Source organism: Rhizobium vallis, from assembly GCF_003985155.1.
Lineage (GTDB): Bacteria > Pseudomonadota > Alphaproteobacteria > Rhizobiales > Rhizobiaceae > Rhizobium > Rhizobium vallis.
Map to the genome: position 1 here is coordinate 941,071 of NZ_ML133686.1, position 26,421 is coordinate 967,491.

The 26,421-nt window shown below is 61.4% G+C and carries 28 protein-coding genes; 15 read left to right on the forward strand and 13 right to left on the reverse strand.

All coding sequences use genetic code 11. From position 1 onward, the window contains the following. Positions 1 to 208 precede the first annotated feature (208 nt). Both hpf and ptsN read left to right on the forward strand, forming a co-directional pair. The gene (gene hpf / locus EFQ99_RS04700) at positions 209 to 784 is read left to right on the forward strand and encodes a ribosome hibernation-promoting factor, HPF/YfiA family (protein ID WP_003570772.1); all 576 of its coding nucleotides are present in this window, start codon (positions 209 to 211) and stop codon (positions 782 to 784) included. A gap of 70 nt (positions 785 to 854) precedes the next feature. Then, positions 855 to 1,319 (forward strand): PTS IIA-like nitrogen regulatory protein PtsN, encoded by a 465-nt coding sequence (gene ptsN, locus EFQ99_RS04705; RefSeq protein ID WP_126919464.1) that lies wholly within the window; start codon positions 855 to 857, stop codon positions 1,317 to 1,319. 119 nt (positions 1,320 to 1,438) lie between these two features. Here the strand turns inward: ptsN and EFQ99_RS04710 are convergent, their stop codons facing one another. The 3 genes from EFQ99_RS04710 to EFQ99_RS04720 form a co-directional block, all read right to left on the reverse strand. Beyond that, a complete protein-coding gene (locus tag EFQ99_RS04710) occupies positions 1,439 to 3,778 on the reverse strand; it encodes a methyl-accepting chemotaxis protein (RefSeq protein ID WP_126919465.1) in 2,340 nt (779 codons plus the stop codon). A 243-nt stretch (positions 3,779 to 4,021) separates the two neighbouring features. After that, positions 4,022 to 4,921 (reverse strand): ribokinase, encoded by a 900-nt coding sequence (locus EFQ99_RS04715; RefSeq protein ID WP_126919466.1) that lies wholly within the window; start codon positions 4,919 to 4,921, stop codon positions 4,022 to 4,024. Positions 4,922 to 5,007: 86 nt separating this feature from the next. Next, positions 5,008 to 6,228 (reverse strand): DNA recombination protein RmuC, encoded by a 1,221-nt coding sequence (locus EFQ99_RS04720; protein WP_126919467.1) that lies wholly within the window; start codon positions 6,226 to 6,228, stop codon positions 5,008 to 5,010. A 203-nt stretch (positions 6,229 to 6,431) separates the two neighbouring features. On the opposite strand from EFQ99_RS04720, the gene EFQ99_RS04725 reads away from it, so the two are divergent. From EFQ99_RS04725 to truA, 6 genes are all read left to right on the forward strand, one after another. Beyond that, entirely contained in the window at positions 6,432 to 7,928 is a 1,497-nt protein-coding gene (locus EFQ99_RS04725) for a globin-coupled sensor protein (RefSeq protein ID WP_126919468.1), read from the forward strand. 96 nt (positions 7,929 to 8,024) lie between these two features. Next, positions 8,025 to 8,540 (forward strand): peptide deformylase, encoded by a 516-nt coding sequence (gene def, locus EFQ99_RS04730; RefSeq protein ID WP_126919469.1) that lies wholly within the window; start codon positions 8,025 to 8,027, stop codon positions 8,538 to 8,540. Between the two features lie 64 nt (positions 8,541 to 8,604). Beyond that, on the forward strand, positions 8,605 to 8,889 hold the full coding sequence (locus tag EFQ99_RS04735) for a FitA-like ribbon-helix-helix domain-containing protein (protein ID WP_126919470.1): 285 nt from the start codon (positions 8,605 to 8,607) through the stop codon (positions 8,887 to 8,889). Further along, positions 8,886 to 9,308, forward strand: coding sequence for a type II toxin-antitoxin system VapC family toxin (locus EFQ99_RS04740; RefSeq protein ID WP_126919471.1), 423 nt, complete (start codon positions 8,886 to 8,888; stop codon positions 9,306 to 9,308). The genes EFQ99_RS04735 and EFQ99_RS04740 overlap by 4 nt, the downstream gene beginning before the upstream one ends. 20 nt (positions 9,309 to 9,328) lie before the next feature. Further along, positions 9,329 to 10,264 (forward strand): methionyl-tRNA formyltransferase, encoded by a 936-nt coding sequence (gene fmt / locus EFQ99_RS04745; RefSeq protein WP_126919472.1) that lies wholly within the window; start codon positions 9,329 to 9,331, stop codon positions 10,262 to 10,264. After that, a complete protein-coding gene (gene truA / locus EFQ99_RS04750; protein WP_126919473.1) occupies positions 10,264 to 11,064 on the forward strand; it encodes a tRNA pseudouridine(38-40) synthase TruA in 801 nt (266 codons plus the stop codon). Before fmt ends, truA begins: the two co-directional genes overlap by 1 nt. A 21-nt stretch (positions 11,065 to 11,085) precedes the next feature. On the opposite strand, the gene EFQ99_RS04755 is transcribed toward truA, so the two are convergent. The 3 genes from EFQ99_RS04755 to dapD all read right to left on the reverse strand — a co-directional run bounded on the left by EFQ99_RS04755 (position 11,086) and on the right by dapD (position 13,818). Continuing rightward, positions 11,086 to 11,682, reverse strand: coding sequence for a hypothetical protein (locus tag EFQ99_RS04755; RefSeq protein ID WP_126919474.1), 597 nt, complete (start codon positions 11,680 to 11,682; stop codon positions 11,086 to 11,088). Continuing rightward, positions 11,669 to 12,862 carry a succinyl-diaminopimelate desuccinylase gene (gene dapE / locus EFQ99_RS04760; protein WP_126919601.1) on the reverse strand — a complete coding sequence of 398 codons (1,194 nt, stop codon included), beginning with the start codon at positions 12,860 to 12,862 and terminating at the stop codon, positions 11,669 to 11,671. Before dapE ends, EFQ99_RS04755 begins: the two co-directional genes overlap by 14 nt. A gap of 98 nt (positions 12,863 to 12,960) precedes the next feature. Continuing rightward, complete coding sequence (gene dapD, locus EFQ99_RS04765) at positions 12,961 to 13,818, reverse strand: 2,3,4,5-tetrahydropyridine-2,6-dicarboxylate N-succinyltransferase (protein WP_126919475.1); 858 nt, start codon at positions 13,816 to 13,818, stop codon at positions 12,961 to 12,963. Positions 13,819 to 14,010: 192 nt separating this feature from the next. On the opposite strand from dapD, the gene EFQ99_RS04770 reads away from it, so the two are divergent. Next, entirely contained in the window at positions 14,011 to 14,877 is an 867-nt protein-coding gene (locus EFQ99_RS04770) for an LOG family protein (RefSeq protein WP_126919476.1), read from the forward strand. 93 nt (positions 14,878 to 14,970) lie between these two features. Here the strand turns inward: EFQ99_RS04770 and EFQ99_RS04775 are convergent, their stop codons facing one another. Further along, positions 14,971 to 15,597, reverse strand: coding sequence for an EF-hand domain-containing protein (locus tag EFQ99_RS04775; RefSeq protein ID WP_126919477.1), 627 nt, complete (start codon positions 15,595 to 15,597; stop codon positions 14,971 to 14,973). A gap of 110 nt (positions 15,598 to 15,707) precedes the next feature. After that, complete coding sequence (locus EFQ99_RS04780; protein ID WP_126919478.1) at positions 15,708 to 16,415, reverse strand: pyrimidine 5'-nucleotidase; 708 nt, start codon at positions 16,413 to 16,415, stop codon at positions 15,708 to 15,710. Positions 16,416 to 16,603: 188 nt separating this feature from the next. Between EFQ99_RS04780 and bchE the strand changes: the two genes are divergently transcribed. From bchE to EFQ99_RS04795, 3 genes are read left to right on the forward strand one after another with little or no spacing between them, the layout of a single operon-like run. Then, complete coding sequence (bchE, locus tag EFQ99_RS04785; RefSeq protein WP_126919479.1) at positions 16,604 to 18,133, forward strand: magnesium-protoporphyrin IX monomethyl ester anaerobic oxidative cyclase; 1,530 nt, start codon at positions 16,604 to 16,606, stop codon at positions 18,131 to 18,133. A 55-nt stretch (positions 18,134 to 18,188) separates the two neighbouring features. Further along, the gene (locus EFQ99_RS04790; protein WP_126919480.1) at positions 18,189 to 19,262 is read left to right on the forward strand and encodes a bifunctional transcriptional activator/DNA repair enzyme AdaA; all 1,074 of its coding nucleotides are present in this window, start codon (positions 18,189 to 18,191) and stop codon (positions 19,260 to 19,262) included. Continuing rightward, on the forward strand, positions 19,259 to 20,029 hold the full coding sequence (locus tag EFQ99_RS04795) for an isocitrate lyase/PEP mutase family protein (RefSeq protein WP_126919481.1): 771 nt from the start codon (positions 19,259 to 19,261) through the stop codon (positions 20,027 to 20,029). Before EFQ99_RS04790 ends, EFQ99_RS04795 begins: the two co-directional genes overlap by 4 nt. 63 nt (positions 20,030 to 20,092) lie before the next feature. On the opposite strand, the gene argB is transcribed toward EFQ99_RS04795, so the two are convergent. Further along, complete coding sequence (gene argB, locus EFQ99_RS04800) at positions 20,093 to 20,980, reverse strand: acetylglutamate kinase (RefSeq protein ID WP_010065789.1); 888 nt, start codon at positions 20,978 to 20,980, stop codon at positions 20,093 to 20,095. 145 nt (positions 20,981 to 21,125) lie between these two features. Here argB and EFQ99_RS04805 point away from each other — a divergent pair, with 145 nt between their 5' ends. The 3 genes from EFQ99_RS04805 (at position 21,126) to EFQ99_RS04815 (ending at position 23,050) form a co-directional block, all read left to right on the forward strand. Then, positions 21,126 to 21,665 carry a sigma-70 family RNA polymerase sigma factor gene (locus EFQ99_RS04805; protein ID WP_126919482.1) on the forward strand — a complete coding sequence of 180 codons (540 nt, stop codon included), beginning with the start codon at positions 21,126 to 21,128 and terminating at the stop codon, positions 21,663 to 21,665. Beyond that, positions 21,662 to 22,381: an anti-sigma factor gene (locus EFQ99_RS04810; protein ID WP_126919483.1), complete on the forward strand. Its 720-nt coding sequence runs from the start codon at positions 21,662 to 21,664 to the stop codon at positions 22,379 to 22,381. The genes EFQ99_RS04805 and EFQ99_RS04810 overlap by 4 nt, the downstream gene beginning before the upstream one ends. Positions 22,382 to 22,492: 111 nt before the next feature. Then, complete coding sequence (locus tag EFQ99_RS04815; protein ID WP_126919484.1) at positions 22,493 to 23,050, forward strand: fasciclin domain-containing protein; 558 nt, start codon at positions 22,493 to 22,495, stop codon at positions 23,048 to 23,050. A 49-nt stretch (positions 23,051 to 23,099) separates the two neighbouring features. Here EFQ99_RS04815 and yihA read toward each other — a convergent pair whose 3' ends face one another. From yihA to rpmH, 4 genes are all read right to left on the reverse strand, one after another. Then, positions 23,100 to 23,753: a ribosome biogenesis GTP-binding protein YihA/YsxC gene (gene yihA, locus EFQ99_RS04820; RefSeq protein WP_126919485.1), complete on the reverse strand. Its 654-nt coding sequence runs from the start codon at positions 23,751 to 23,753 to the stop codon at positions 23,100 to 23,102. Positions 23,754 to 23,911: 158 nt separating this feature from the next. Next, on the reverse strand, positions 23,912 to 25,705 hold the full coding sequence (gene yidC / locus EFQ99_RS04825) for a membrane protein insertase YidC (protein ID WP_126919602.1): 1,794 nt from the start codon (positions 25,703 to 25,705) through the stop codon (positions 23,912 to 23,914). Then, positions 25,705 to 26,106: a ribonuclease P protein component gene (gene rnpA, locus EFQ99_RS04830; protein WP_008524441.1), complete on the reverse strand. Its 402-nt coding sequence runs from the start codon at positions 26,104 to 26,106 to the stop codon at positions 25,705 to 25,707. Before rnpA ends, yidC begins: the two co-directional genes overlap by 1 nt. 21 nt (positions 26,107 to 26,127) lie before the next feature. Beyond that, positions 26,128 to 26,262: a 50S ribosomal protein L34 gene (gene rpmH / locus EFQ99_RS04835; protein WP_008524438.1), complete on the reverse strand. Its 135-nt coding sequence runs from the start codon at positions 26,260 to 26,262 to the stop codon at positions 26,128 to 26,130. Positions 26,263 to 26,421: the final 159 nt, after the last annotated feature.

Genomic DNA, 26,421 nt, shown 5'->3' on the forward strand with positions numbered 1-26,421 from the left:
ACCTCTGTCTAGAAGCCCGCCGCAATCGATGCCGCAATCGATGCCGCAATCGATGCCGCAAACGGCGTCAGGAGTTATCCCCATCATCCCGAGGACGCCAAGGACCCGCAGGCTTCAGCGATCTTGCTTGAGATTGCGCGAAGTGCTTGGATGAACCTGAGGCTTGGCGTAAACTGATACCCGCAAACGACATAAGAAGGGAAACTCCATGAGTGTGCGTGTATCCGGGAAACATATGGAAATTGGTGAATCGTTCCGTCAAAAGATCGAGGACCAAATTGGTATGGCCATCACGAAATACTTCGACGGGGGGTATTCCGGCCAGGTGACCGTGGAAAAGGCGAGTTCCCGTTTTTCCGCAGATTGCAAGCTCCATCTCGACAGTGGCGTGGTTTTGCATGCGGCTGGTGAAGCAACCGATCCCCAGCTTGCTTTCGACGCCGCTTCCGAGCGCATCGAAAAGCGTTTGCGCCGCTACAAGCGCAAGCTGAAGGACCATCATGCAGGAAACCATCTGAACGGTTTTGCAGAGGTCTCCTACACGGTCATGGATTCCGTTCCTGATCACGAAGATGAAATTCCCGACGATTTCGCCCCGGCGATCGTCGCTGAAAGCACCAAGCAGCTGAAGACCATGTCCGTCGCTACCGCCGTGATGGCGCTCGACATGACCGACGAGCCGCTTCTCCTGTTCCGCAGCCCCGGCAAGGAACATCTGAACATTGTTTACCGTCGGCACGACGGAAATATTGGCTGGATCGATTCAGCCAATATCAAAGGCTGAGATCAGGATGGTGAGCGGCGGTCATTGCCGCCGCTCCTTCATTTGATCCCGGCGACAGAAGGAAAAAGAAATGGCATTGGCAGATTTGCTCCATCAGGATGCGATCATTCCCGCCCTCAGAGTAAATTCCAAGAAACAGTTGCTTCAGGAATTGGCAGCAAGAGCCTCCAGAATCACGGGGCTTGCCGAGCGGGAGATCTTCGACGTGATCCTGCAGCGCGAACGCCTGGGCTCGACGGGCGTCGGCAACGGCATCGCCATTCCCCACGGCAAGCTTGTGAACATCCATTCGATCGTCGGCATCTTCGCCCGACTGGAGCAGCCGGTCGATTTCGAGGCGCTGGACGACCAGCCAGTTGATCTGGTGTTCCTGCTGCTTGCGCCCGAAGGTGCTGGCGCCGATCATCTCAAGGCTCTGTCGCGTATCGCCCGCGTCCTGCGCGATCATGATCTGGTCGCAAAATTGCGCGCGACCGATTCCGGCTCGGCAATCTACGCTTTCCTCAACGAAGAGCAGACCTCGAACGCCGCCTGACGCCTGTCACGCAAACCGTGCAGCGGTTTTGCGATAACGATACGCAAAAAATATCGATCCCCAAATGAAAAAGGCGCCTGGTCTCCCAGGCGCCTTTTTCACTGTAAGCGGCTAAGCTGTCAGAATTCTTCCCAGTTGTCCTGCGCCACCGCAGTCGAACCGCGCGATACGGCAGCCGCGCGGCGAGGAGCCGGCGCGGCAACACGATGCGAAGGGGCTGCGACGACGGGCGCACGCATCTGCTGCGCGACGGAGGCGAGGGCCGCGGCGTTGCGGGAACCCGAGACCCTGAAGCGTGTGGCGAGCGCCTTCAGTGTCTGTGCCTCGTCGTTGAGGGCGACGCTTGCGGCAGTCGCTTCCTCCACCATCGCCGCATTCTGCTGCGTCACCTGGTCCATCTGGTTCATGGCCTGGTTGATTTCCTTCAGGCCGACGGCCTGTTCGCTGGCCGATGCGGAAATCTGCCGGATGAGGCCGCTAATGCCCATCACCTGTTCGGCGATCTTGTGCAGCGTGCCGCCGGCGCGCCCGACAAGATCGACGCCTTCCTTGACCTGGACGGCCGAGGTGTTGATCAGCGTCTTGATCTCCTTGGCGGCGTTGGCCGAACGCTGCGCGAGTTCCCGCACCTCCTGGGCGACGACGGCAAAACCCTTGCCGGCTTCGCCAGCGCGGGCGGCCTCGACGCCGGCATTCAGCGCCAGCAGGTTCGTCTGAAAGGCGATTTCGTCGATGACGCCAATGATCCGCGAAACCTCCGTCGAAGACTGTTCGATCCCCTGCATCGAGGCGATCGCCTTCTGCACCACTTCGCCCGATCTCTCGGCATCCTGGCAGGCGAGATTGACGTTGTCGGCGGCAGTGCGGGCATTGTCGGCACTGGAGTCGACCTGCGCGGTGAGCTCGTTGAGTGCAGCCGCCGTCTCTTCCAGGCTTGCCGCCTGCTGTTCGGTGCGCTTGGCGAGGTCGGAAGCGCTGTTGCTGATCTCACCGGTGCCGGAGCCGATATTGGCGACGCTGAAGGTCATCGTGTTGATGGTCTCTTCGAGGCTGACGAGGGCGGCGTTGAAATCCTGTTTCAACTTGCCGTATTCGCCGGGGAAGTCGTCGGTGATGCGGTACCCCAGATTGCCTTGCGACAGCTCGGAAAGCCCGGTGCCGACGATCGAAACGATATGGCGCTGCAGCGACACCGATTCCTGGCGTTCCGATTCCGAACGGCTGCGTTCGGCTTCGGCGGCCTGCCGCTGGTTGGCGGCCTCGCTTTCGAGGCGCATGGTGTCGGCGAGTTTGAAGCGGAAGCCTTCAAGCGCCTTGGCAACGGAACCTATTTCGTCGGTGCGATCCTGAGCGGCGACCGGTTCGGAATATTTACCGTCGCTGAGCGCCTTGACGCTGGCGACGAGACCGCCAAGCGGCCGCTGTACGAACGAGCGGACGGCGAAATAGAGCGCGAGCATGACGGCGCCGAGGACGATCAGGCCATTGATGATCATCAGGTAGGTCTGGTCGCGAACCGGTGCGTTGATCGCCGTATGCGGCACGTCGACGAGGACGACCCAGGTGGCGTTGACGCCGGGAACAGCGAAGGGATAAACGACGCGGTCGAAGGGATCGAGGCCGTCGTAGGTGAGGTCTTTGACGAGACCGGGCTGCTTGTTCGACAGCGCCGATTTGACGACGTCGGCGCCTTCGCCGTCATATTGCTTGGTCATCAGGTCGGGCTTCGGCGCGACGATCCAGTTGCCGGCCTGCGACAGCAGCGTGACGCGGCCGGAGCCGAAGGGGTGCAGGGCCTGCAGCTTGTCGGTCAGCGACTTCAGCGAGATGTCCACACCGCCGACACCGATCATCTTGCCGCCCGACAGGACGGGATAGGAGATCGAGGTCAGCAGCGTCGGTACGTCGGTTCCCTGGGCCATGTAAGGCGTCGTGATTGCGCCCTTGCCGCTGTCGGCGGCGAGCTTCCACCATTCGGCGGCGTAATCGTTGTCGAAAGTCGAATACTGGATGCCGCCGTCCTTGGTCTTCGACCAGTAGGGAGTAAAGGCGCCGTTCTTGTTGGTGCCTTCGTCATTGTTGTTGGCGATCTCCGTGGTCTTGCCGTCGAGCGCGCCGAGCTGTTCGCAGAACCAGCTGCCGAAGGCGAAGGCATTCTGTTCGAGATTGGCCTTCAGCACGTTGATCATGCCCTTGCGATCGAGCGATTTGCCTTCATGGCCGCGGCCGATAACGCCCGACATGGTGCGCGCGGCGCTGGCGAGTTCGCCGACATTGGCAGCAATTTCATTGGCGATCGATTTTGCCTCGAGATTGGCCTGATCCATCGTCAGCGTCTGGACGCGATCCCGGGTCTGGCCAATGAGGAAAAAGTTCGAAACGATCAGAACAAGCGCGATGGCGATGCCTGTAATGACGATGAGCTTCGCCGCAAGCGATTTCATGCGAAAAATGAACATAGGGTCCTCGGGCAAGGATACGCCGAATGGGCATTCTCCGGCGCAGGAGCGAAGGCCTCGCTCCGTCATGGAGCAGCCGCGTGGATGACCGGATCTCAAAAACAGCAGAAGCCGGCGACCACGAGCAAGATCGCCAGATATCTCTTAAATTTGAATGAAACTTTAGCTGCTTGCCCGAGGAAAACCGCAGGAATTCCCTTAAAATCAAGGGTCTCTTTCGACGGCTTCGCAAAAGAGACGGAGCTATATCCTGTCTGCGACTTCCTCGCTCGAGGGGATCGAAGGCTGCGCCCCGGCCTTGAGGCACGCGAGCGAACCGGCAACGGCCGCGCGGCGCAGCGCCGTTGCAAAATCGAGCCCGTCATCGAGGCTCGCGGCGAAATAGCCGCAGAAGGTGTCTCCCGCGCCGACCGTATCGACGGGCTCGATCACCAGGCCCTGAGCCCTTGAAATCGCCCCGTCGCGAATAGCGATAACCCCATCGCCGCCAAGCGTCACGATCAGCGTCTGGCCGGTCTCCTGATGCAGGCGGACGAGTGCTGCCTCGCGCGCGGCGGCATCCATGCCGTTCTGTCCCGCGAGCCGCTCGAACTCGGTCTCATTGGCAATGACGATATCGGCAAGCCGGCCAAGACGCGGCGCGTCGGGGATCAGCGGAGCGAGGTTGAGAATGCTGGTGACGCCTTTGGCGCGGGCGGCCGACAGCGCGCGCTCGACGGCCGCGACGGGCACTTCGAGCTGCAGCATCAGGATATCACCTTCGTCCATGCCGCCGACCGCCGTTGCGGCATCAGCTGATGTGACGAGGCCGTTGGCGCCGGGAACGACGGCAATCATGTTTTCTCCGTCGCCGCCGACAAGGATCAGCGCCGTGCCGGTGGGGCCATCGACATGGCTGACGAGAGAAAGGTCGGTTCCCGCATCATCGAGCAGGGCAAGGGCGTCGGCGGCGAAGGCATCCTTGCCGACGGCGCCGGCCATATGCACATAGCGACCGGCGCGCTGCGCCGCCAGCGCCTGGTTGGCGCCCTTGCCGCCAGCGGCCGTGGCAAAACCGTTGCCGGCAACGGTTTCGCCGGGTTTCGGCAGGCGTTCGGTCGTGGCGATGAGATCCATGTTGATGGACCCGAAAACTGTAATCATGAAGGTGCCTCGTCATCTGGAGCCTGCGCGCGACAGCATGCTCCAACTCTTCGATAGAATTGCGGGCGCGACACTGCCCGAAGCGGTCACTCCTCGTCAACCACCCGCAGCTTGAGCAGGCCGGTGCGGCTTTCCACCGATTTGGCGGCCGGCTCGCTGTCGCGCGCCGGCTTGTTGTCTCCCGCCTCGAATTCCAGCGCTTCGATCTTGGCGCCGCGCTTGGTGAGCTTGTCGGCTGACGTGACCACCATGTCGATATCCTTCTGCGCCATGGCGAAATGGCCCTGCAGCTTGCGCACTCGCTCGTCGAGACGGCCGAGATCGTCCATCAGGATCGCTACCTCGCCCTGGATCAGATGCGCCTGCGCCCGCATGCGCTGATCCTTGAGGACGGCCTGGATGACCTGGATCGACAGCATCAGCAGCGACGGCGAAACGATGACGATGCGCGAACGGTGCGCCTTCTGCACCACCGGTTCGAAGTTTTCGTGGATTTCCGCGAAGATCGATTCGGAGGGCACGAAGAGAAAGGCCGTATCCTGGGTTTCTCCCTGGATCAGATATTTCTCGGAAATGTCCCGGATATGGACTTCCATGTCGCGGCGAAACTGCTGGCCTGCGATCTTGCCGGCCTCGGGGCTGCCGGCGTCGCGGATCGCGTTCCAGGCTTCGAGCGGGAATTTAGCGTCGATGACAAGCGACGGCGCGTCGTTCGGCATGCGGATCGTGCAGTCCGGCCGCGAGCCGTTGGACAGCGTCGGCTGGAAGACGTAGGCGCCCATCGGCAGGCCGTCGGCGATGATGGTTTCCATTCTGGACTGGCCGAAGGCGCCACGCGTCTGCTTGTTGGAGAGAATGGCCTGCAGCCCGACGACATCCTTGGCGAGCGTCTGGATATTGTTCTGCGCGGCATCGATGACCGCCAGCCGTTCCTGCAGCCGCTGCAGGTTCTCGTGTGTCGATTTCGTCTGCTCGGTGATTGTCGAGCTGACTCGCTGCGACATGCCATCGAGGCGCTGGTTGATCGCCTGGTTGAGCTCGCTCTGCCGCGCGCCGAAAACCTCGGTCATCGCCGCGATGCGGCCCTGCATTTCCGCCTGAATCTTCAAAAGCTCGGCCATGCGCGCCTCGCTTTCGCCAGCGCGAAAGCTTGCCTCTTCCGCCTGTTCGCGGCGCAGGCTGGCGCTGCGTAGGAGAAGGACGACCACCAGCAGCACGAGAGCAGCGAAAACCCCGCCGCCAAGCGCCAGCATGGCCGGGCTGATCGACGCAAGGGAAAGAGTGAGCGAATCGGAATGACTGGTCATTCCAAACCATAACAGAAGAAATGGCGATATGTAGATCAAAACGTGAACGGAATTGGCGCTCCCCAATATCTTCGCAAGATGCTGTTCCTCCTCGTTCGTCAGAAGAAATCACGGGCCAATTTAACGATTGCTCAACTATATTCGCCAAAACCTGTGGCGCAAAAATTCCCTCCCGCGCGTTCGCGCCAAGTATAGAGATCCCCATGACGTCCCAGCAGACCGACAGTGCCCTCAGGCAGCGCCTCGATTTCATCGAACTGGATGACGCTGCACGCAAGTCGATGCGGGATCTGCGCCCTGTCATATCGGAGCTGATTGGCGGCGCCCTCGACAAATTCTACGCCAAGATCGCCAAGACCTCCGCCGTCGCAGGTCTTTTCGCCGACAAATCCCATATGGGTCATGCCAAGAAGCGCCAGCAGGATCATTGGGCCAATCTCGCCGGCGGCGCATTCGACGAGAGCTATGTCGCCGGCGTGACCGCCGTCGGCCGCACGCATGCCCGCATCGGGCTGGAGCCGCGCTGGTATATCGGCGGATACGCCATCCTCATGTCGGAACTCGTCAAGGGCATCATGGAGAAGCAGTGGCCTTCGGTCTTCGCACGCAAGCAGGGCAAGCTGCTGGCCGAGAAGCTGTCGGCCGTCATCAAATCAGGCATGCTCGACATGGATTATTCCATCTCGGTCTACCTCGAAGCGCTCGAAGCCAAGCGGCGTGCGTTGGAGGAGGAGCGCGCCCAAGCCGAGGCCGACCAGGCAATGGCGCTGGAGCAACTGCGCCGCGGCCTGGAAGCGCTGTCGAATGGCGATCTTGAAGCCACCCTGCCGACCGACCTGCCGGGCAATTTCAAGCAGATGGCTGAAGATTACAACCGCGCGGTCAGGGCGCTAAGCCAATCCTTCGCATCCGTGCGCAAGACCTCGGGCCATATCATGGGCGGCGCCGACGTCATTTCCAAGGCGACCAACGATCTGGCGCTGCGCACGGCCCAGCAGGCAGCGGGCGTCGAGGAGAGTTCGGCGGCCCTGCAGCAGCTTTCCGTCAGCGTCGGCCAGACGGCCGCCAATGCCGAGAAGGCTTCCGGCGCCGTGCGTGAGACGCAGCAGAAGGCAAAGAACTCAGGCGAACTCGTCACCAGTGCCGTCTCGGCGATGGCCGGCATCGAAAAATCCTCGACCGAGATCTCCAAGATCATCGGCGTCATCGACGAGATTGCCTTCCAGACCAATTTGCTGGCGCTGAATGCCGGTGTCGAGGCGGCGCGCGCCGGCGATGCCGGCAAGGGTTTTGCTGTTGTCGCCCAGGAGGTCCGCCAGCTCGCCCAGCGCACGGCCGACGCCGCCAAGGAGATCAAGAATCTGATCTCGCAGAGTTCGACTCAGGTCAATGAGGGGGTCGACATCGTCTCCAGTACCGGCGAAGCCTTGAACGACATGATCAGCCGCATCGATATCATCAATCGTTTCGTCGCCGATATCGCCGCCGCCGCCCGCGATCAGGCAACCGGCGTCAACGAGGTCAGCGTGGCCGTCCGCAACATGGGTGCGATCACCCAGCAGAATTCGGACATGGTCGAGCACTCCTCGGCCGAAACCCGCCGCCTCAAGGACGAGGTGGAAAACCTGATCGAGCTCTTGCGGCGCTTCCGCGCCCGGCCGGAGGGCCATTCCGCTACCGCTGTCCGTCGGGCAGCCTAAGCGAATATGGCGAAATTCCAGGTGGGGATGCAAAAAAGCGCAATCCCCGCCTGCCGGATAATTCCATAGTCGGAAAAGATGGGTTATGGGAACGCCATGACCATCAAGCCACTCATCATTCTTCCCGATCCCGTTCTCCGCCAGCTGTCCAAGCCGATCGAGCGGGTGGATGCCGACCTGCAGCGCCTTGCCGACGACATGCTGGAAACCATGTACGACGCGCCGGGCATCGGCCTTGCCGCAATCCAGATCGGCGTGCCGCGCCGCATGCTCGTCATCGACGTATCGCGCGAGGGCGAGGAGAAACAGCCGCAGGTCTTCATCAACCCGGAGATATTCAAATCCTCCGACGAGCGCTCCGTTTATGAAGAAGGCTGCCTGTCGATTCCGGATTATTACGCCGAGGTCGAGCGCCCGGCTATCGTGTCGGTCAAGTATCTCGACCGGGACGGCAAGGAACAGACGGTGGAAGCCGACGGCCTGCTCGCCACCTGCCTCCAGCACGAGATCGACCACCTGAACGGCGTACTGTTCATCGATCATATCTCGCGGCTGAAGCGGGAGATGGTGATCAAGAAGTTCACCAAGGCGGCGAAGTCGAAGGCGCTCTGAGCGCTGCGTTGAAAATTCGCTGGCGAGGCACTATGATATCGCTGATATCATTGCGAGGTGCCGAATGAGTGATCTTCTAATCAGAAACATTTCCGAAGCAATGAAGCGAGACATTGCGGACGCGGCGCAGCGGAGCGGACACAGCCTTTCTGACGAGGCCAAGGAGCTTTTGCGGGATGCGCTTAAACGAAAAAATGAAGCAAAGCCCGAGACCTTGTCAGCGTATGAAGCAATACGCGCCGCTTTCGTCAACGAAAACGCGGTAGACGATGAATTTGCTGCGGTCATGGAAGAAATCGAGGCCGCACGGAAAAAGGATTTCGGCCGGCCGTTCGAGGATTTCGAATGATCGTTCTCGATACGAATGTGGTTTCCGAGTTCGCCAGGCCGTTGCCGAATGAAAAGGTGAAGGCGTGGATATTGCGGCAGGATGGCTCGAGAATCTGGCTTTGCACGGTCGGGTTGATGGAGCAGATTTACGGAGCCGAAAGGGTCCTCTTGAAGACGGGATCGGACCGCTTCTTTCGCGCTATCGAGAATTTGGTGAGAGGCCAATTTCGCGACCGTATCGCCGGCTGGGATTTGGAAACGGCTATAGCAACCGGTCGCTTGCGGGCGAAACGCGAAAGCATAGGACGGCCGATTTCAGTCCAGGATGCGATGATCGCCGCCATCTGCCTTGCAAATGGCGCGACGCTTGCCACCCGTAACACCAGAGATTTCGAGGGGCTTGATCTCAAGCTCGTAAACCCGTTTGAAGACGGCTGATCCTCAATTGGCGAGATAGAATGTCTCTTCGCATCATCTTCATGGGAACCCCGGAGTTCTCGGTTCCAACCCTGCGCCTGCTCGTCGATGCCGGCCACGAGATTGTCGCGGTCTATACCCAGCCGCCGAGGCCCGGCGGGCGGCGCGGGCTCGATCTGCAGAAGTCGCCCGTGCACCAGGCGGCCGAACTGCTCGGTCTCCCGGTCTTCACCCCGGTCAATTTCAAGGACCCCGAGGAGCGCGAGCGGTTTCGCGCCTTCAATGCCGATGTCGGCGTCGTTGTTGCCTACGGATTGCTGCTGCCGGAGGCGATTTTGAACGGCACGAGGGATGGATGCTACAACGGCCATGCCTCGCTGCTACCGCGCTGGCGCGGGGCCGCGCCCATTCAGCGGGCGATCATGGCCGGCGACGAGAAGACCGGCATGATGGTGATGAAGATGGACAAGGGGCTCGATACCGGCGCCGTCGCACTCACCCGCGAGGTCGAGATCGGGCCGAACATGACGGCTGGCGAGCTGCACGACCGGTTGATGCTCACCGGCGCAAAGGCGATGGCCGAAGCCATGGTGAAGCTCGAGATGGACGACCTGCCGCTGACGCCGCAGCCGGAAGAGGGTGTGCTCTATGCCGCCAAGATCGACAAGGCTGAGACCCGCATCGATTTCGCCAGAGATGCCAGGGACGTGCACAATCATATCCGCGGCCTGGCGCCGTTTCCCGGCGCATGGTTCGAGCTTGAGATCGGCGGTAAGCCGGAACGGGTGAAGGTGCTGGGCTCCGAACTTGCAGAGGGGCAGGGCGCTGTCGGAGAGCTGCTGACGGATGATCTGGTGATCGCCTGCGGCTCGGGCGCGGTGCGGCTGACCAGGCTGCAAAAGGCCGGCGGCAAGCCGCTGGCCGCAGCCGATTTCCTCAGGGGTACGCCGCTTGGCGCGCGCACGAGGCTTTCCTGATGCCGCGTTTCCGCATGACCGTCGAATATGACGGCGGCCCCTATGTCGGCTGGCAGCGCCAGGAGAACGGCCCCTCGGTGCAGGGCGCGATCGAGGCGGCGGTGCTGTCGCTGACCGGCGAGACGGTGTCGGTGCGCGGCGCCGGGCGCACCGATTCCGGGGTCCATGCTATGGGGCAGGTGATCCATGCCGATCTTTCGAAGGAATGGTCGCCCTACAAGCTGCAGAATGCCTTGAACGCGCATCTGAGGCTCGCCGGCGAACGTGTCTCGATTGTCGACGTCGAGGCGGCTCCCGAATTCTTCGATGCCCGCTTCTCGGCGCTGAGGCGCCACTACCTCTATCGCATCGTCAGCCGCCGGGCGCCGCTGGCGCTTGAAGCCGGAAAGGCCTGGTGGGTGCCGAAGGCGCTCGACCACGAGGTTATGCATGCCGCCGCGCAGAAACTGGTCGGCAGGCACGATTTCTCCACCTTCCGCTCGGCCCATTGCCAGGCGAATAGCCCAGTGCGCACGCTCGACCGGCTGGATGTGACGAGAAACGGTGAGCTGATCGAAATCCGTGCCACGGCGCAGAGCTTCCTCCACAATCAGATCCGCTCCTTTGCCGGCACGCTGAAGCTCGCCGGCGAGGGCAAATGGACGCCGGAAGATGTTCAGGCAGCACTGGAGGCTCGGGACCGTAAGGCCTGTGGCCCGGTGGCGCCGCCGGATGGGCTTTATTTCATGCAGGTGGATTATCCCGAGGTTATCCCCGACCGCCGAAGGCCGGTCGACGAAAACGACGATGATCCGTCGTAACCCCGCTCATTGCGGAGCTGATCAGGCGGGATAGATACCGAGGAAGTGCTGCAGATATTCCGAAAGAATCATCGACGGCACGAGCAGCGCCAACGTCAGCGCGCCGACCATCAAGGCATGGCCGTGGCAGATCATCCGCAGAATACGCGCCAGCGCGAAGACCTGAGCCAGCATGAAGACCAGGAGCAATATCGAGACGAGGCCGACGGCGCCGGGCAGGAAGAACACCAGCGCCAGCAGCAGCGCATTGATGTAGGAGAGCGGCACGCCGAGCCAGTTGACGCTGACGACGACGGGCGCGAAGCGCTCGCCCATGCGGAAGGCAAGCAGCAGCAGCCCGGCAAAGACCAACGGCACGAACCAGTTGGCGATCTCGACGAGGCCGAGCCTGATATAGAAGGCGAAGTTGACATCGGCTTCCGGCGGCATCGACCGCAGAAAGGCCTGCCGCCACCAGAGCCAGGAAATGCCCATCGGTGGCAGGCACCACACTATTGCCCAGAACGAGCGGTTGACGCCGCGCTCCGACATGTCGAGGAAGCGGAAGCCACGCGGGTCCAACCGGATCAGCAGCCAGAGGCCGGCCAGATAATATTGAACTTCTCTAAGACCCGGCATTGGCGAACCAGCGCGCGATAAAGGTCTCGTAGATTGCCGTCAGCATCTCCAGGTCGGACACGGCCACGCGCTCGTCGACCATGTGCATCGTCTGGCCGACGAGGCCGAATTCGACGACCGGGCAATAGTCCTTGATGAAGCGCGCATCCGACGTACCGCCGGTGGTCGAAAGCTTAGGCGACTGGCCGGTGACGCTTTCGACGGCCGAGGACAGCGAGGCGATCAGCCCATTGTTGCGTGTCAGGAAGACATGGCTCGGCCGGTCAGCCCAGACGATGTCATATCTCACCGGCTCGCGGCCCGGCCGCAGCCGGCCGTCCTTGGCAGCAGTATCGAGACGGCGCAGGATCTCGGCCCGCAGCGTCTCCACCGTCCAAGCGTCGTTGAAGCGGATGTTGAAGCTCGCCGACGCCTTGGCCGGAATGACGTTGGTCGCGGGATTGCCGACATCGATGGTGGTCACCTCGAGGTTCGACGGCTGGAAATCGGCGGTGCCACCATCGAAGGGCGGATCCATCAGCGCCTGCGTCAGCTGCAGTATGCCGCGCACCGGATTGTCGGCGAGGTGCGGATAGGCCGCATGGCCTTGTACGCCGTGCACGGTGATTTTGCCCGACATCGAGCCGCGCCGCCCGATCTTGATCATGTCGCCGAGGCGATCCGGATTGGTTGGCTCGCCGACGAGGCAGGCATCCCAGCGCTCACCGCGTTCGGCGGCCCATTGCAGGAGCTTGATCGTGCCGTTGATCGCCGGGCCTTCTTCGTCGCCGGTGATGAGGAAGGAAACCGAACCCTTGGGCGGGCCGTTCTTTTCGATATGGCGGGCGACGGCGGCGACGAAACAGGCGATGCCGCCCTTCATGTCGACGGCGCCCCGGCCGAAGAGTTCGCCATTCGCAATCTCGGCGGCGAAAGGCGGATGCGTCCAGGCGGCTTCGTCACCGACCGGCACGACATCGGTATGGCCGGCAAACATCAGGTGCGGGCCGTCGCTGCCGAGCCGCGCATAGAGGTTCTCGATGTCGGGTGTCCCCTCTTCGCTCGCCTTCACCCTGTCGATCTTGAAGCCGAGCGGCGAAAGCATTGCGTCCAGCGCCGAGAGCGCACCGCCTTCGGCGGGTGTCACGGAAGGGCAGCGAATCAGCGTCTGGAGATTGGCGACGGGATCGGTAGCGGTCATGGTGGTCGAACTATCCGGCGGGAATGGCAAAGACATGGCAAGGCGGCGCCTCGCGTAAAAAGACGCCGTCTGTTTACCGGATCAATCTGCCGATGTCATTAATCTCTGAGCAGCTCGTTGATGCCGGTCTTCGAGCGGGTCTGCTCGTCGACGCGCTTGACGATCACGGCGCAATAGAGGTTCGGCGCGGTCTGGCCGTTTGCCATGGTCTTGTCGGACGGCAGCGAGCCCGCAACGACGACGGAATAGGGCGGCACTTCGCCATAGCTGATCTCGCCGGTGGCGCGGTCGACGATCTTGGTCGACTTGCCGATGAACACGCCCATGCCGAGAACGGAACCTTCACGCACGATGCAGCCTTCGACGACTTCCGAACGGGCGCCGATGAAGCAATTGTCCTCGATGATCGTCGGGCCGGCCTGCATCGGCTCCAAGACGCCGCCGATGCCGACGCCGCCGGAGAGATGCACATGCTTGCCGATCTGCGCGCAGGAACCGACCGTCGCCCAGGTGTCGACCATCGTGCCTTCGCCGACATAGGCGCCGAGGTTGACGAAGGACGGCATCAGGATCGCATTCGGAGCGATATAGGCCGAGCGGCGCACGACGCAGTTCGGCACGGCGCGGAAGCCGGCGGCGCGAAACTGGTTCTCGCCCCAGCCCTCGAATTTCGAAGGCACCTTGTCCCACCAGGTGGAATTGGCCGAGCCGCCTTTGACCACTTCCATGTCGTTGAGACGGAAGGAAAGCAGTACGGCCTTCTTGAGCCACTGGTTGACGGTCCAGGCGCCGTCGGCGCCGCGCGTCGCCACGCGGGCCTTGCCCGCATCGAGCAAATCGAGCGCCGCTTCGACCGCATCGCGAACCTCGCCCTTCGTCGACGTGTTCACATTGTCGCGATTGTCGAAGGCGGTTTCGATGATCTTTTCGAGGGATGCGAGGTCGATGGCGCTCATGAGAATTCCTTAAACTTCGATCTTTATCGTGGAGACAGCAGTCTCCGGAGTTGCGATCGGCGGCGGTGTGTCCTGCTCTACAGCATGCACCCGTAGAACGGAATGATTTTTCCGACAAGATCATATCTGGATTCAAGGCGTTGTAGCGACATATCCGGTTTCACAACCGGCAATACTGAAAGGCATTTCGACATGGCGAAGGGACGAAACGGCGGTTCGCGGCGCAAGGACGGCGTCTGGGACCCGCTGAAGAGCAGCTCGACCGACAGGCAGCGCGCCGAAGCGGTGCCGAAGACGCCGCAGACATTGTCGCCCGCCTACCGCCTTGCCTATGTCGACGAGGATTTCCTCTGCCGTGAGGAGCTGCGGCCTATCCGCCTGCAGCTGGAACTGATGAAGCCGGAAATGCTGCTGACCGAACGCGGCATCAAGTCGACCGTCGTCATGTTTGGCGGCGCCCGCATACCTGCCCCCGGCCAGAGCGCCTGGGCGGCCCGCAACGATATCCAGCGCGCCAACCTGGAGGCGGCGTCCGTCTATTATGACGAGGCACGCAAATTCGCCCGACTCTGCTCGAAATATTCGGCCACGTTCGATTTCCACGAATATGTCATCGTCACCGGCGGTGGCCCGGGCGTGATGGAGGCGGGCAATCGCGGCGCGGCCGACGAGGGTGCACCGTCTATCGGCCTCAACATCGTGCTGCCGCACGAGCAGGCGCCGAACGTCTATGTGACGCCGGAGCTCAGCTTCAACTTCCACTATTTCGCCATCCGCAAGATGCATTTCATGGTACGCGCCAAGGCGATCGCGGTCTTCCCCGGTGGCTTCGGAACGCTTGACGAGTTTTTCGAATGCCTGACGCTGATCCAGACCGGCCGCATGGAGCGCCTGCCGCTGATCCTTTTCGGCGAGGCGTTCTGGAAGAAGATCATCAATTTCGACGCACTGGCCGAATTCGGCACGATCGCGCCCGATGACGTCAAGCTGATCAGCTTCGTCGAGACGGCCGAAGCCGCATGGAAGATTGTGCAGGATTTCTACGAACGCCGCGAATAACGGCTCAAGCGCAGCGTCTCGATTGCATGAGAGACAAGAGATCTCTTTCCCCGCGGTGGCAGGGAAAGAGCCGAGGCAATGGTTCGTCCGGCCTTACAGGAACGGCCGGTCCGGCATGTCGTCGATCGAGATGACGCCGTCCTTGTTGCGGTCCATCCGCGCAAAAAGCTTGTCCATGGCGGCTACGGCTTCCTGCTTGGAAATCTGGCCGTTCTCGTCGGTATCGATCCGCTCCATCAGGAGCGAGGCATGCATGATGTTGCCGCCGTGGTGCATCCAGCCGTGACCGTTGCGGCCATCCTGGCCATCGCGCGGCGGTCGTCCTTGATCGTTATTGTCCGATGTCTCGGGCGCGGCGTTCGCATCCTTGTTGTCGCCGGCCTCCTGCTTGCGCTGATCTCTCATCGCCTGCATCTGCGTTTTCCGGTACTCGCGGATTTCGCCAGGGGTCAGCGAGCCGTCATGGTTGGTGTCGATTTCGGCAAAGAGCTTGTCGACGCCGGCCGTCGCCTCGTCCTTGGTGACCTGTCCATCCTTATTGGTGTCGAACTGCTTGAGCATTCGGACATAGGTGATTTCGCGGAAGGCGGCCGCCCCCGGGCCGTGCATGCCGGGATGCTGACGCGGCCCGTCACCGGGTGCTGCAAAACCTGTCCCGGCGGCTGCGCCGAAGATGAGGGTAGAGGAAAGCGCTGCCAATATCAGCTTGTTGCGGTACATCGTGTTTGCCTTTCGTGAGGTGTCCCCTCACGAAGAAGCTATGACGGCAGGACCGAAAGCCCCAGTTAAACATCGGTAAGCTGAATGAAACTTTCGTAACGTGACCGCCGTCAGCCGGTAATCTTGCCGAGGAAGGCGGCGAGATCGTCGGTGACGAAATCGATGTGATCCTCTTCGCCGCTGGTCCTCTCCCACCATTCGACGACCGTTTGCTCCAGATTGCGCGGCACGAGCAGCACGGTCTGCATGCCGAGCGCTTTCGGCACTGTGAGGTTGCGCGGCAGGTCCTCGAACATCGCCGCCTTGTTCGTTTCGACGCGTTTCAGCGCGGTGAACTTGTCGTAGGTCGCCTGCGCCGGTTTCGGCACGTAGTCGGCGGCGACGATATCGAAGATGTCGTCGAAATGCTCGAGAATGCCGAGCGCGCCAGCCGTCATTTCGGCATGTTTGACGCTGCCGTTGGTGAAGATGAACTTGCGCCCCGGCAGCGCCTTGATCGCCTCGCCGAGTTCCGGCTGTGGCGTCAGCGCCGAATAGTCGATCGCGTGCGCCTTTTCGAGGAAGTCGTTCGGGTCGATGCCGTGATGGATCATCAGCCCCTGCAGCGTCGTGCCGTGCTCCAGGTAATATTGTTTCTGCAGCCTGCGTGCCTCTTCCCGCTCCATCTGTAAGAGCGCCGCGACATAGGCGGTCATATTCTGGTCGATCTGCGCGAAGAGATTGACATGATGCGGGTAGAGCGTGTTGTCGAGGTCGAAGACCCAGTCGGTTACGTGCTCGAAATCGGCTTTATCAGGCGTGCGGTCGATCTTTGTCATGGCGGTCTTATGGCACGGCTGCTGCGGAAACCAAAGGCTTTTGCCTCAGGCCTACGCCGGACGTGGGTTTCCGCAAAAATGCCGCCAGATTTTCACAACTTTAAGAAGATTTTGGCTGAATATCGCCATTGATCGCTGATGACTTCTGTCTGCGTCAGACAGGGGGACCCGCAAGGGTAAAAGTCGCAATGAAGATCGTTCTGATAAATCCGCCGCATACGGCGATCGGCAGTCGCATTCCCGATGATCATCTTCCGCCACTCGGCCTTCTCTCGGTCGGAGGCCCGCTGATCGACGACGGTCATATCGTCAGTCTCATCGATGCCGAGTTCGGACCGATGACAATTGCCGGCATTGTCTGCGAGGTGCTGGCGAGTGACCCAGACCTGGTGCTGATTGGCCATTCCGGCTCCACCTCGGCCCATCCCACTGCCCGTGCGATCGCAGAGGCGATCAAATGCCGCGATCACAAAATCTCCATTGTCTACGGCGGGGTGTTCCCGACCTATCACTGGCGTGAGGTTCTGGCCGAGACGGAGGCATTCGATATTCTCGTGCGCGGCGAAGGCGAGGAAACGATGCGGCGCCTGGCCGACTGCCTGGCGACGAACCGCCCGCTCGCAACCATTCCCGGCATCGCCTTTCGCGATGGCCATGGCGAAATCCTGGCGACGCAGCCGGCGCAGGCGATCGCCGATCTCGATGCCTATCGCGTCGGCTGGGATCTGATCGATCATCGCCGTTACAGCTACTGGGGCAGCAAGCGTGCCGTCGTCATGCAGTTTTCACGTGGCTGTCCGCACCTTTGCAATTATTGCGGCCAGCGCGGCTTCTGGACCCGCTGGCGTCACCGCTCGCCGGAACTGTTTGCCCGCGAAATCGCCAGGCTTTATCGCGAAGAGGGTGTGGAACTGATCAATCTGGCGGACGAGAATCCGACCTCCTCGCGCAAGGCATGGCTGGCTTTTCTCGAAGCGATGATCGCCGAGAACGTGCCGGTGCAGATCGTCGGCTCGACCCGAGCGGACGATATCGTCCGCGATGCCGATATCCTGCACCTCTACCGAAGAGCGGGTGTCGTGCGCTGGCTGCTCGGCATGGAAAACACCGATGAGGCGACGCTCGCCTTGATCAAGAAGGGCGGTGCCAAGACAACCGACCGGGAAGCGATCCGCCTCCTGCGCCAGCACGACATCCTCTCCATGGCGACCTGGGTCGTCGGTTTCGAGGAGGAGAGGCTGAGAGATCTCTGGCGCGGCTTCCGACAGTTGCTCTCCTATGATCCCGACCAGATCCAGGCGCTCTACGTGACGCCGCATCGCTGGACGCCCTTCTTCCGTATCGCCCGCGATCGGCAGGTGATCGAGACCGATATCCGCAAATGGGACTACAAGCATCAGGTCCTGAAGATGCGGCATCTGAATCCGATCGTGCTCGTCGCCTGCGTCAAGCTGATCGAGGTCGCAGTTCAGGCGCGCCCGAAGGCGCTGCTGCGTATTCTCTTCCACCGCGATCCGGAACAGCGCCATTCCATGCGCTGGTATACGCAGATGGGCCGCCGCGTATGGTTTCACGAGATTGTCGAATTTTTCTTCCGCCGTCGCCATCTCAAGAATGGCCCGACGCTCGAGAATTTCTGGGGCGCGCCACAGGATGCAGAGGAGGAATCAATGCTGCGCCCGCAACGTCATGTGAAAAGCCTCGACGCGGCGGAATAAAATAGACGCCCGATTTTCGGCGGACGGCGCAGGCGCGGGATGCTAGAAAGCCGACATGCTTTTCGAACGCCCCGACGACGATACGCTCTATGACGCCCTGATCGCCCGCAGCGCGGATTACGAGGGACAGGCCTATGTCTGCGTCAAGACGACGGGCATCTTCTGCCGTCTGACCTGCCCGGCGCGCAAGCCGAAGCGGGAAAACACGATCTTCTTCGATACGATTGCCGCCTGCATGCATTCCGGCTTTCGCCCGTGCCAGCGCTGCAGACCGCTGCAGCAACCGGGTAGGGAGCCTGTTGTCGATGAGCTGCTGGCACGGCTCGACAGCGAGCCGGAGGTTCGCTGGACCGAGGATGAGCTTGTGCGCAGAGGCCATGATCCATCGACCGTGCGCCGCGCCTTCAAACGGGCGCTCGGCATGACCTTCCATGATATCGTCCGCTATCGCAGGCTGGGCGAGGCGGCCCGGCAGCTCGCCGATGGCGCGCGCGTCATCGATGCGCAGATCGAATCAGGATACGAATCTCCAAGCGGCTTCCGGACAGCTTTCCAGCGGCTCGTCGGCAAGGCGCCGTCGCTCTCGCAGAACCGCGCATTGCTCTTTGCCGACTGGTTCGAGACGCCGCTCGGACCGATGATCGCAGTTGCCGACAAGACGCATTTGCACCTTCTCGAATTTCACGACCGTAAGGCGCTGCCGACAGAGCTCGAGGCGCTGCAGAAACGCGTCCGATCTTCGGTCGCGATCGGTCGCACACCAGCGATTGATCAGATCGAGGCTGAGATCAAAGACTATTTCGAAGGGCGGCTCACCGTCTTCAAGACGCCGCTGGCACTCGGCGGCACGCCTTTCGAAAAACATGTCTGGGCACAGCTTGTCGAAATCCCCGCCGGTCAGACGCGGGCCTATGGGGATCTCGCAAGGGAAATGGAGCGTCCCGAAGTCGTGCGCGCCGTCGGTCGCGCCAATGGCGCCAACCAGCTTGCCATCATCGTGCCCTGTCATCGCATCCTCGGCGCGGACGGTTCGCTGACCGGCTATGGCGGCGGGCTCTGGCGCAAGCAATGGCTGCTGCGGCATGAAGAGAAAATCAGCACACAGGCAAAGATGGAGGAGACAGCATGAACCAGAACCAAAAGGCCGAGGCATTCGGCGCATTGCACCAAAAGGGCAACCCGGTCGTTCTCTACAACATCTGGGATGCCGGCACGGCGAAGGCGGTGGCCGATGCCGGCGCCAAGGCGCTTGCGACGGGCAGCTGGTCGGTTGCCGCCGCCCACGGTTATGCTGACGGCGAAAAACTGCCGATGTCGGTGCTGGTCGAGACGGCGAGATCCATCACCGCTGTCATCGACCTGCCGCTTTCGGTCGATTTCGAGGGCGCGTATTCGGCCGAGCCGGAGGGTGCGGCCGCCAACGTCGCCAAGCTGGTGGAGGTTGGTGCGATCGGCATCAATTTCGAGGATCAGGTGGTCGGCGGCGGCGGGCTCTATCCCATCGACAGGCAGGCCGCCCGCATCCGCGCCATTCGCGCCATGGCGGAAGGCAAGGGAATCCCCTTCTTCATCAACGCCCGCACCGACCTCTTCCTCGCGGAGAGCGATCTTTCGAAACATGCCGGTCTGGTGGACGAGGCGATCGAGCGGGGCAGGGCCTATGCGGCGGCCGGCGGCAGCGGCTTCTTCGTTCCGGGATTGATCGACCCCGGCCTGATCGAGAAGATCTGTGCCGCATCGCCGCTGCCGGTCAATATTATGATGAGGACCGGCGCCCCCGACGTGAAGACGCTGGCAAAACTCGGCGTCGGCCGCGTCAGTTATGGTCCGGGACCTTACCGGTCGATGATGGAAAAGCTGAAGCAGGACGCGGCGGCGATCTACAGCCCGCTTTGACGCCGATCCCACAGACGGCGAAAAACTACGCCCTTTACCTCGGTGAAGGGCGCACCTTTTCGATCAGGGAACGATCAGCGTGCCGATGCCGTGCTCGGTGAAGATCTCAAGCAGGACGGAATGGGCGGTCTTGCCGTTCAGGATAACGACGCCCTGCACGCCGGCCTTGATCGCATCGATGCAGGTCTCGACCTTCGGGATCATGCCGCCCGATATCGTGCCGTCGGCGATCAGAGCATGCGCTTCGGCGACGGAAAGCTCCTTGATGAGCTGGCCGTTCTTGTCGAGAACACCGGGCACGTCGGTGAGGAAAAGCAGGCGGGTAGCGTTGAGCGCGCCGGCAATGGCGCCGGCGAAGGTATCGGCATTGATATTGTAGGTCGCGCCGTCACGGCCGGGAGCGACCGGCGCGATGACGGGGATCATCTCGGAGCGGGCGAGCAGATCGAGCAGCGTGCGGTCAACCTCGACCACTTCGCCGACGAAGCCCAGATCGAGCACGCGCTCGATATTCGAATCCGGATCCTTCACGGTCTTGCGCGCCTTTTCGGCGAAGACCATGTTGCCGTCCTTGCCGCAGAGGCCGATCGCCCACTCGCCGGTCTGGTTGATCAGCGCCACGATTTCCTTGTTGATCGAGCCGGCGAGCACCATCTCGACGATTTCGACCGTCTTCTGGTCGGTGACGCGCAGCCCGCCCTCGAATTTCGATTCGATGCCCATCTTGTTCAGCATGGCGCCGATCTGCGGGCCGCCGCCGTGAACGACGATCGGGTTGACACCCGATTGCTTGAGCAGTGCGATATCGCTGGCAAAAGCTTTGCCGAGCTCGGGATTGCCCATGGCGTGGCCGCCATATTTGACGACAATCGTCTTGTTCTCGTAACGCTGCATGAAAGGCAGCGCCTTGGCCAGAAGCCGTGCCTGCAGTTCGCTTTCGGACTCGTTCATGGGGACTCCGCAGAATTGATCGCGGCCTTTTATCCCAAGTTTCTGACAGAGGGAATAATCCAGGATGCAATAGTTTTTCGTATGTGGCGCGGAGCCGGCGGATTTCGCCGTCCGGCAAAGCCGCAAGCACGAAATGGGGAACGGCATGCAAGGCGATGGGATCACAGACCTGATCGGCCGCGTCGCGCTCGGCGACCGCAGGGCCTTTGTTGCCCTCTATAACCAGACCGGGCCGAAACTTTTGTCGATCTGCCTGCGTATCTTGAGGGATCGCGCAGAAGCCGAGGAAGCTCTGCAGGAAGTCTATATCAGCATCTGGCAGCGCGCCGGGAGCTTCTCCGCCGCATCGGGTGCGCCGTCGGTCTGGCTGGCGGCGATCGCACGCAACCGCGCGATCGATGTGCTGCGGGCGCGCAAGCCCATCGCCGACGAGCTGGACAGCGCCTATGATCTTGCCGATTCCGCACCCGACCCGGAAAAGCAGACGGTCACAAAGGATGAAGGAAGGCGGATTGACACCTGCATGGAAGAGTTGGAAGCTGATCGTGCGGTCGCGGTGAAACGGGCTTATGTCGAAGGGCTGAGCTATCAGGAACTGGCCGATCAGTTTGGTGTCCCGCTGAACACGATGCGGACCTGGCTCAGGCGCAGCCTCTTGAAACTGAGAGAGTGCATGGAACGATGACATCGCCCGACAAAAGCAAGGGAAACCGCTCCCGCGACGAGGTTCTCGCCGGCGAATACGTGCTTGGGGTCCTGTCGCTGCAGGATCGCCGGGTGGTGGAAGAGCGCATGCGCCACGATCGAATATTCGCCGCGATCGTCAGCCGCTGGGAAGCCAACCTTTCCTCCTTCAATGACGAGTATGAAGGCGTCGCCCCGAATCGGGAAACCTTCAAGCAGATCGAGGCGCGGCTTTTCGGCGACGGCGAAAGGAGCCCGTCCTTTTCGCAGGGGCTCTGGAATTCCGCCGTCTTCTGGCGCTCGCTGGCCTTTGCCTGCATCGTCGTCGCCGTCAGCGCCGTCATCTTCGCCTCCGGTATGGTGCCGCAGCCGCATGGGCCGGCACCGCTGGTGGCCGAGCTTTCGGGCGAAAACAACGTCATCAATTTGCGCGCCTCCTTCGAGGTGCAGAGCGGCCGGCTGAAGATCGTGCCGGTCGCGGCCGGCAAGCCGGAGGAGAAGTCGCTGGAACTCTGGCTGGTGCCGGGCAGCGGCGTGCCGAAATCGCTCGGTGTCTTCCAGCCGGGCGAAGGCGGTGAACTTCTCATTCCCGCCGATTTGCGCAGCCATGTCGCTGATGGAGCCACTCTTGCCGTCAGCCTCGAACCCTTCGGCGGCTCGCCGACCGGACAGGCGACCGGGCCTGTCATCGCAAGCGGCCCCCTGCGCCGGCCGTAAAACAATTTCTCCTGTTTGAAACTCTTCGGCACGGCCCTCCGTAGTTCGAAATGTCCGGACGACGCTTGAGGCATAAAGCCGGCGGACGGTGCCCGGCCAGAGGAGAAAATCATGATCAAGTCTGCATTGCGCGTCGCCGCGCTCGCCACTGCCATGTCGGCCGTCGCCTTCACCGCTTATGCGAAGAACCCGGTGGTCGGTGGCGCAGCGATGTTCGAAAAGAAGAACATCGTCGAAAACGCCATGAATTCCAAGGATCACACGACACTGGTCGCAGCCGTCAAGGCCGCCGGCCTCGTCGGCACACTCGAAAGCAAAGGCCCCTTCACCGTCTTCGCGCCAACCAACGAAGCCTTCGCCGCCCTGCCGAAGGGCACCGTCGATGCGCTGCTGAAACCCGAAAACAAGGCAAAGTTGACCAAGGTCCTGACTTGCCACGTCGTTGCGGCAGACGCGATGTCCAAGACTGTTGCCAAAATGATCAAGGATGACGGCGGCGAGCACGACATCAAGACTGTCGGCGGCTGCGTGCTCAAAGCCAGGGAAAGCATGGGCAAGATCACGCTGACTGATGAAAACGGCGATGTCGCTCATGTGACGATCGCCGACGTCAAACAGTCGAACGGCGTCATCCACGTCGTCGACACGGTGCTGCTGCCGAAGATGTAAATCCATCCGTATCGGCAGAGGCCATGGGGCGCTCTTCGGGGCGCCCCTTCTATTTCCAGTTGGCGATGCCGACGGTTTCGGCGATCGCCTGACGCAGGTCGTCCAGTCCGTCGCCCTTTTCCGACGAGGTGGACAGCACTGCGGGATAGGCGGCCGGGCGCTTGCGGATCTTTTCCGCCGTTTCGGAAAGCAGCTTCGGCACGGCGGGCGCCTTGATCTTGTCGGTCTTGGTCAGGACCACCTGATAGGAGACGGCGGCCTTGTCGAGCAACGTCAGCACGTCCTCGTCGTTCTTCTTGATGCCGTGGCGGCTGTCGATCAGCACATAGACGCGTTTGAGCGTCGCGCGGCCACGCAGATAATCGAAGACGAGCTTGGTCCATTTGTCGACCTGCTCCTTCGGCGCCTGCGCGTAACCATATCCAGGCATGTCGACGATCGCCATCGGCGGCAGGTCATCGCCTTCGCCGGAATAGCCGTCGGGAACGAAATAGTTGAGTTCCTGCGTGCGTCCCGGTGTGTTCGAGGTGCGCGCCAGACCTTTCTGACCGACCAGCGCATTGATCAGTGACGACTTGCCGACATTCGAGCGCCCGGCAAAGGCCACCTCAAGTGGCCCTTCCGGCGGCAGGAAGTTGAGCGACGGTACGCCGCGAATGAAAATCCAGGGGTGGCCGAAGAGCGGCTTTTCGGTTTCGGGCATGCGGGCTCTGCAATCTCCGGGTTCGGTCTTCTATCGGGCTTCGTGGTTTTGCAAGGAGATGTCAAGCTTGCAGGCGGTCTTGTGGTGATGTCTTGTTTCATCCGGCGGCCAGTCGGAAATGAAAAGCCCCGCCGGAGCGGGGCTTGACGACAGTGGCATCACTTCGATGGCGCGGCTTTTCGTCGGAACAGGCCCTTCAGATTGTTGAAGAGCTCGATCTTGACGCCATGGCGCTTCATGATCACCGACTGCTGCAGCACCGAGAGCGTGTTGTTCCAGGCCCAGTAGATGACGAGCCCGGCCGGGAAGCTTGCCAGCATGAACATGAATACCAGCGGCATCCAGTTGAAGATCATCGCCTGCGTCGGATCGGGCGGCGTCGGGTTCATGCGCATCTGCACGAACATGGTGATGCCCATGATCAGCGGCCAGACGCCGAGATGCAACATTGTCGGCGCCTCGAATGGCAGCAGGCCGAACAGATTGACGATCGACGTCGGATCGGGCGCCGAAAGGTCCTTGATCCAGCCGAAGAAGGGCGCGTGCCGCATCTCGATGGTGATGTAGATCACTTTATAGAGCGAGAAGAAGATCGGGATCTGCAGCGCCACCGGCCAGCAGCCGGCGATCGGGTTGATCTTTTCTTCCTTGTAGAGCTGCATCGTCGCCTGCTGCAGCCCCATCCGGTCGTCGCCGAATTTCGCCTTCAGTTCCTCCATCTTCGGCTGCATGCGCTTCATGTTCGCCATCGAAGCGTACTGCTTGCTGGCGAGCGGGAAGAACAATGCCTTGACGACGATGGTGGTGCACAGGATTGCCACGCCGAAATTGCCGAAGAAGCGGAAGAAGAAGTCCATCAGCTTGAACATCGGCTTGGTGATGAAATAGAACCAGCCCCAGTCGATCAGGCGGTCGAACTTCGGGATCGAGTAGGACACTTCGTAGCCGTCGATGACGGGCACTTCCTTGGCGCCGGCGAAGACGAGGTTCTTGAGCTCGATCGATTGGCCCGGCGCAACCGTGAAGGCATCGTCCTTATAGTCGGCCTGATAGCGCGGCTGGCCATCGCTGAAATGCGAGAAGCGGGCCTCATAGGCGGAGCTCTGCGGCGGAACGATCGTTGCAGCCCAGTATTTGTCGGTGATGCCGAGCCAGCCGCCGGTGGATTTCGCCGGCGTTACCGGCTCCTTCTCCGTGGCGGTATATTTGGTTTCGACGAGGCCATCGTCGCCGATGACGCCGATGAAGCCTTCATGCAGAACGTAGGCGGACGGCGTCGTCGGCTTGTTGTAGCGCGTCACGCGGCCGTAGGAGGAAAGTGACGCGGGAGCCTGGCCGGTATTTTCGATCTTGTCGACGACGGTGAACATGTAGCGTTCGTCGACGGAGATGGTGCGGGTGAACGTCAGGCCCTTGTCGTTGGTGTAGGAAAGCGTCACCGGCGTCTTTTCGGTGAGCTTGGCGCCTTCGGGCGCGGTCCAGAGCGTCGAGGGGCCGGGAACGGCGCCCGTTGCGTCGCCGCCGATATAGCCGAGTTCGGTAAAGTAGCCGTCCTTGGTTTCGGCCGGGCTGAACAGCGTGATGGTCGGGCTCGAGTCGTCGACGGTCTCGTGATATGCCTTGAGCTTCAGGTCGTCGAGGCGGGCGCCGGCGAGGTTGATCGAGCCGGAAAGCGCTGACGTGTCGATGACAACGCGCGGGGTCTTCTCAAGTGCCTGCTCACGCGTCGCCGTCGCTTCTGCCTGGCCGGAAGGTGCCGCGCCGCTCGTCTGGGCCGGCGTCTGGCCGCTTGCCGCGGGCTGCTGAACCTGTTCGGTCTGCTGCTGCGCCTTCTGGGCTTCTTGCGCCTTGCGCTGAGCCTCGATGCGCGGATTCATATAGAGAAACTGCCAGCCGAGGACGATCAGCACCGAGAGAGCGATCGCAATGAAGTAATTGCGGTTGTTTTCCATCATACGTTCCTGGGGCGCCCGTCTCCGGAGCGCCGGTGTTTCGGCTTGGTTTCCACGCGAAATTTCAGTTCCGCAGCCAATTCTTTGAAGGACGCCTCAAGCACGTCCCTGCGCGCGACAACCACATAGTCGTGTCCGGGCTGCATTGCAAACCCCGCATGAAGCCGCACCGCCTCTTTCAGGCGGCGGCGCATGCGGTTCCGTTCGACCGCGTTGCCATGTTTTTTGGTGACTGTAAAACCGACGCGGGCTTGGCTGTCGGGTTCCTTCCGGTCGAGGACTTCGAGAAGGAAGAGGCCGCCCCGGCGTTTTTCGCCTTCGCGGACGGCAAGAAACTGCGGGCGGCTTTTCAGCCGCCCGACAGCGTGTTTCTGATTTCTGGTCGTCAATTCGCCCGCCATCTCTTATCGGGCAACCCGGCCTTAGGCCGAAAGACGCTTGCGGCCCTGCGCGCGGCGGGCAGCGATGACCTTGCGGCCACCCTTCGTAGACATGCGCGCACGGAAGCCGTGGCGACGCTTGCGAACAAGCTTGGATGGTTGGTAGGTACGCTTCATTTATTTAAACACCGCGGAGTGCGGCCCTTCTTGAATTTGCTTTATGCAAGGAGCGTTGTTTTTCGAACGGGCGAGGCCATGAAAGGCCTGAATGACCGGACGTGCGGCGGCTTATACGGATGACGGTCGCGAAAGTCAATTATACCGCAGAATTTCAAG